This window comes from Marisediminitalea sp., from assembly GCF_984433645.1.
This window is the reverse complement of the sequence record NZ_CFIDRX010000008.1, coordinates 46,149-52,148: the sequence shown is the minus strand read 5'-3', so window position 1 is coordinate 52,148 and position 6,000 is coordinate 46,149. Positions and strand designations below refer to the sequence as shown.

6 protein-coding genes are annotated in these 6,000 nt (G+C 43.6%); 2 read left to right on the top strand and 4 right to left on the bottom strand.

Annotation, left to right across the window (positions count from 1 at the left end; genetic code table 11):
* Positions 1-208: 208 nt before the first annotated feature.
* Entirely contained in the window at positions 209-1,159 is a 951-nt protein-coding gene (locus AC4MRN_RS02485) for a PDR/VanB family oxidoreductase (RefSeq protein WP_491202404.1), read from the bottom strand.
* Positions 1,147-2,229, bottom strand: coding sequence for a Rieske 2Fe-2S domain-containing protein (locus tag AC4MRN_RS02480; protein ID WP_490402546.1), 1,083 nt, complete (start codon positions 2,227-2,229; stop codon positions 1,147-1,149). The genes AC4MRN_RS02485 and AC4MRN_RS02480 overlap by 13 nt, the downstream gene beginning before the upstream one ends.
* Before the next feature lie 268 nt (positions 2,230-2,497).
* Here AC4MRN_RS02480 and AC4MRN_RS02475 point away from each other — a divergent pair, with 268 nt between their 5' ends.
* Complete coding sequence (locus AC4MRN_RS02475; protein ID WP_370243221.1) at positions 2,498-3,199, top strand: GntR family transcriptional regulator; 702 nt, start codon at positions 2,498-2,500, stop codon at positions 3,197-3,199.
* A 127-nt stretch (positions 3,200-3,326) separates the two neighbouring features.
* Here the strand turns inward: AC4MRN_RS02475 and AC4MRN_RS02470 are convergent, their stop codons facing one another.
* Positions 3,327-3,698, bottom strand: coding sequence for a hypothetical protein (locus tag AC4MRN_RS02470; RefSeq protein ID WP_073324045.1), 372 nt, complete (start codon positions 3,696-3,698; stop codon positions 3,327-3,329).
* Between the two features lie 292 nt (positions 3,699-3,990).
* Here AC4MRN_RS02470 and AC4MRN_RS02465 point away from each other — a divergent pair, with 292 nt between their 5' ends.
* A complete protein-coding gene (locus tag AC4MRN_RS02465; protein ID WP_491202403.1) occupies positions 3,991-4,839 on the top strand; it encodes an LOTUS domain-containing protein in 849 nt (282 codons plus the stop codon).
* 6 nt (positions 4,840-4,845) lie between these two features.
* Here the strand turns inward: AC4MRN_RS02465 and AC4MRN_RS02460 are convergent, their stop codons facing one another.
* Entirely contained in the window at positions 4,846-5,853 is a 1,008-nt protein-coding gene (locus AC4MRN_RS02460; protein WP_491202402.1) for a hypothetical protein, read from the bottom strand.
* Positions 5,854-6,000: the final 147 nt, after the last annotated feature.

Here is a 6,000-nt window from a genome sequence, read left to right as displayed (position 1 = left end):
TCATGGGCCGCAGACCGAACTCGCCCGTTATGTGCCTATCCGACGGTAGCCCGATACAATGCGGATGCCGGAAATGGGGATGTAGAATCTGCTGAGAGTTTTAGTTGCCAATAATCAACGATTAGTAAGAAGAAGCAGGCTTGCAGCACAAGCCTGCTTATTATGATTTGGAAGAACACAGGTTAACTGCTTACATAGACCTGGCTAATTACAAATCCAATACCAGCCGTTTGCTTTTTGCACGGGAACAGCACGGCGTAATCTGATTCATTTTCTGTTTTTCATCTGCACTCAAAAACACGTCTTTATGGTCGGCTTCACCCTCGAGCAGACCGGTAAGGCAGGTACCACAAACGCCTTCTTCACAAGCCACCGGAATAAACATACCGTTGTCTTCCAAAACATTCAAAATAGAGACGTCTTCAGCAACCTGCAAAACCTGCCCGGTGCTATTAATAACTACCTCGAAACGTTGATCCTGACTATGGTCTATTGCTTCAGCCGCAAAAAATTCCCGATGGATATTTTCTGTTGGCCAGCCATGTTGCTCAGCAGCACTGATAACGTCCTGAATAAAGAGATTCGGCCCACAGATATATAACTGAGTATCTTGGTTGTAGTCAGCCAACAACCGATACGGATTAAGCCGGTTTTGGCTGTTACCTAAACTAAAATGAAAATGACAATTGCGCGCATAATCTGAGTTTGAAATACGATCGTAGTAGGCAGCATGTTGCTGTTCCCGGGCACAATAATGTAACTCAAAAGGTGTGTCTTCAGCATGCAGTTGCTCGGCCATAGCCAACACCGGAGTGATTCCAATGCCAGCCGCAATCAATAACGTTTTATGGGTGCCTTGTACTAGTGGAAACAAGTTTTTAGGCGCACTAATGGTTAACACATCGCCTTGTTGAAGTTGATCATGGATGTATTTTGAACCACCCCGGCTATTAGGCTCATTTAAGATAGCGATTTCATAATGCTTGGTATCTACCCCACCACATAATGAATATTGGCGAATAATGCCATTTGGTAAATGTACGTCGATATGAGCCCCGGCTTGCCAGGCAGGCAAAGCACTGCCATCGACCGCCGCCAGTTGTAAACGGCACACAGACGCCGTAAGTGGCTGTTTGTTGGTGACGATCACTTCGAACATTGTTTTTCTCCGGCGTTCGTGGATGCGGAAGCCGCTTGCTCTTGCTTTATAACACGCTCAATCATTCTGCGTGCCTGTACGCCACCGGCGTCAATATCCAGCTTCAAAAGAGACCGGTCAGGGTAATCCAATAAGTTTCGTTGCTGACGCTCCAATACTTCCAGGTCTTCCGCAAAAATGGCGCCTTGACCTTGTTGAATGGTTTGCGTCAGTGCCTGATCTTCTGGTTTAAAATCACGTGCCATCCCCCAGAAATACCAAATTGAATGCTCAGTTTCCGGCGTAATAAAGTCCACAACGATACTACTGGCTTTATGTGACTTAGGTGCGTCATATCCGCCCTTTCCGGCATGAGCAACACCCACTTCAATCATAATGTGGCTGGGAAGTGAAAAACGGCATATTTGCCAGCGATCTACTGCTACATCGTCTGCTAAGTCATTGGCACGCAGAGCAGCTTGCCAAAAAGGTGGGGCCATTACGTTGTCCATAAATCGGCTTGTAACCACCGTTTGGCCTTCCATTTTGGTGGAAACCGGTGACTCATCTATTTCTTTTTGTCCAATACTGCTAGCGTGAACATAGGTTTCATGCGTTAAATCCATTAAGTTGTCGATCATCAGCCGATAATCACACTTAATATGATAAAGGCCGCCCCCATATCCCCAATCAGGGTTATTAGCCCAATGTAATTCAGGGATTAGACTGTCATCGGCCAAGGTTTGATCGCCCGGCCATATCCACACAAAACCATGACGCTCAATCACCGCAAAATGCTTTATACAGGGAAAGTGCGCAACCCGTTGATTGGGCATAGATTGGGTTTTGCCATCATCTCCCATGCGCAAACCGTGATACCCACACACCAGCTGCCCGTTTTCTACAAACCCCAACGACAAGGGCGCACCACGATGAGGACAGAAATCTTCTACCGCTACAATTTTTTGCTGTGGATTTCGAAAGAAAACAAGCTTGATACTGCAGATCTGGCGAGCAAACGGTTTGTCTGAAATTTCGTCTGGTGTTGCAGCTACGTACCAAGTATTCAATGGGTAACTTTGTGGATGCATGAGTTTAACCTTTTGTTAACTATTGGATCCACTTTATGATCTTTTTTACGCATTAACAACATAAAACCCCATTTTTTGGATCCAATAATTAATTACTCATACGTATCAGAAGACGCAAAACGCAGCCTCTTTGCTCACTATCACTCATCTGAGCTGCCTATAAATACGCTATTTCAATATGTTGACCAAACCAGCATAATATAAATTATTGGATCCAATTAACTCTCAGAATGCGGTAGCGTATTGCCCTTTTTGTAATGGAGGTGTTATGCCACGTGAAGGTCAGGCAGTAATTAGTATTTTGCGCGATAAGATTGTCTCCGGTGTCTTTCCGGCAGGTGAGCGCCTGGCTGAGATTCCGACGGCAGAACTATTGGGCGTGTCACGAACTCCGGTTCGCATTGCATTCAGAGCCCTTGCACAAGAAGGCCTGCTAATTAAGTTACCGCGACGCGGATACCAGGTCAGAAAGGTAACCAATGACGAAATATTGGGTGCGGTTGAAGTACGTGGTGTGTTGGAAGGTCTGGCAGCAAGGCAAGCAGCAGAAAAAGGATTAACCGAAGATACCCGGGTGCAACTTGCAGAGTGCTTAAAAAATGCCGACGCTATATTCGAAAAGGGCTATTTAACTGAAGAGGATATTGAACAATACAACGTAATCAACAAGCAGTTTCATGATTTGATTATCAACGCCAGTGGCAATCCGGCAATCCAATCGGCAATGCAACTAAATGAACATTTACCTTTCGCATCAGTGAACGCATTAGTATTTAACCCTAAACAATTAGATCGAGAGTTCAGACGGTTCAACTTTGCCAACATGCAACATCATGTTGTATTTGACGCTCTGTTAAAACAGCAAGGGGCCCGAGCTGAAGCCGTAATGAAAGAGCATGCACATGCTACGTTAAGTCAGGTAGATTTGTGCGAGAGCCCTGATTCTCGTACGTGCAATCCTTCTAAGTAAGAACAACATCCAAAATAAACGAAATAAATCGTTATAGCTCACTGTGAAAGATTTAGCCTTGAATAGAGTGATGAGCAAAAGTGTTCATGAATAAAAATTTCACTTCAATGCCCTATGAGGGAGCTGCTCATTGCTTCCAAAAGTAAGAAACAATTATACCAGCACCGAAGCATATCAAGCTAAAAGCAGTCATACGAATCAATTTCATTCTAGATGCTAGCTCTTCTAATACCTTTCCTTCAGCCAGCTTATTGACTAGGTAATCCTGCCCTTGAACAGAGACCACAATAGAAATAGCAAAACACGACAAAGCGGCATACACATGCTTTCCTATAGTAATTTGGTCGAGCTGAAGTAAAATTACGATGCCGCCAATTATCGCTGAACCCAACCAAGCAAACTGCTTTAAAAGCTCAAATTGAAGTTCAACCGCGGTTGCTGTGTAATCAGGATGTATAGCAGTAACCGGTTTTTTGGGCATACTTTTTTTATTACTCACATTCTGACCTATTGGTAGTTTTTAAGTAAGTTCTAGTCAGCTTTCACTGACGACTGGTTAGAGCATTATACTTCACGTCATTCTTTGCAAGCCTATTTTACCAACCAGGACTGTGAAACTATCCCATCAACTTAGTGGCAGCTATACCTTTTACAAAATGTCCGTCATTACAAAACGTGTACACGGGTCACACGGATGACACGAGTGGCAACCACAGCAAAATATTTTTGCTGCCACATAGTCGTTATAGACTTTAAAATAGCCAATGAATTTCGTTATTCCGGTGACAATCATGGATGAACAAGTAGAAACGGCAAGAAATGAATGCATGCGACGAATTGGTAGAAACATGATCATGTTTCAGCATATGGAGCAGCTACTTAAGTTTTTACTGGCAAACAGCTCTCTGGAGGGCTATGGGAATGAGCTACAGAGCATAAAAGCTAAACGGGCATCCGATATCTCGTCGATGACGATGGGCCAATTATCGAAAGAATATTTCAACACGATCTTCGATACATCAGAAAATGAAATGCCTCCTCATGAAGATCCATCTCAACACTATCTATCTTTCAAATATTCTGTGCAGCGCTCCGAAGAAAGAATCAATGCAGAGAAACAGTATTTTTCTGAGTTGGTAAAGGAGCGTAATGAGTTAGTCCATCATTTACTCCCCAAATACGACCCGACCTCACTGCAAAGTATTGAGGAACTCAGCGAATCACTCGAAAAGCAACGAGAGAGATTCTTACCGGCTCTGAAAAACCTAACCACTCTTTGCGAAACACAGCAAAACATTCGTCAGCAAATAGCTGACTTTTTTCAGTCCGAGGCGGGCCGCAGGTTTCTTGTAGAAGGTATCTACCCCGGTGAAACCCGATTAGACAAATTACTGAGAGATGCCGCATCATTTTCAATCAGAGACGATGGTTGGTCATCACTCAACCTCGCTGGTCAATTTATAAAAAATCAGCCTGAAGATATCATTGAAAAAGTATGTGAGGAGCAAGCGTTTTCAACACTTCCTGCTTTAAAAACGCTTATTGAGCAATCGCCTATTTTTGAGCTTAATACTCAGCCGACTAAAAACGGCGTTATTTGGTTATATCGGTTAAAACCACATCCTGATGAGCGCCAGTAACTATTGTTATGTGGAGCCAGTAAAATACTCCAATCGCGTTAAATGCAAAGGATTATTCCCTCCGAAATAGGGATTCGGGAAACGACAAGGCTTTAACCTGTAGGTTGCTTCAACACGTTCGATTGTCTGCTGACAGAACTGCTGGGCTTTGTGATTTAAACGAGATCGCGATTCTTTCAGTACAACCCGGCTAAAATATGCATCCAACAAATCTAACTGCCCTTCCGAATCAAAAATTGTCGAAAAAACAGATAATCGCTCCGCCTGACTGGCTTTGGATTCGATGTACTCAGTTTCAGATTCGAAACCCAGAATTGCATGCAAATAGTAAACGACACCTTCCCAGTAAGCACCGTGGACAAACAAATCGTTTGAATACGATGGATACTTTGGAAACCTTGGAACCCGGCTATCTTTCAAAGCGTTTATGATGGGTTGATAGGCAGTGTGCCAATCATGTTTTAACGTTGGCTCTTCTGCCCATAAAAAGCGGATTTTTCCAGAAGACATAATAACCGGATAAGGCGGAGCGGGTAACCGCAGGTCAGACACAGAAGTAAAGACCATCCCACCAGCAAGCCCTCCAAATTCACTTGAAAATACCGGTAAAGCGCCCCTTTCAGCTATACCAAGCATATGAGTGAACCAACCAACGAAAGCGTAATTCTCCCCAACACTTGCGGCTATTAATTCAGGGAAACGCTCTTTAATTCGTTCGGCGAGTTCTTTAGCGGTTAAATCTTTTGCGTCCACCCAGCCGAAATAACAATTTCCCTCTTTAGCTGAAGAATGGTTTGCTCGTTCATGCTTAAGCATCTTTGTGCTTTGAACAAAGCCATCTTCATCAAAATATAAGTTTTGAAATGGATGTAAACGGATACGCCAGTCCGTACCTGACGGACTCATTGCACAGATGCAGGCCAGATTATGAAACCCTTGCTTGTGAAGTTCTTGCACGGCATGTAATAACCTAACACTGCGCCTGATGATTGGGTTATTTTTCTCTGTTGTCATTTGCTTGGTGTAGTAGATTGCTCTTTCATTAAAACAGCCACTGTTTTATGGCATCGGTACGCCCTTTTGCTCTTAAATAGCAGCAATCTCTCGATGAAATCTCTCATAGTATGCTGCCCGTTTTGCATACTCAATAAACAGCAAAAA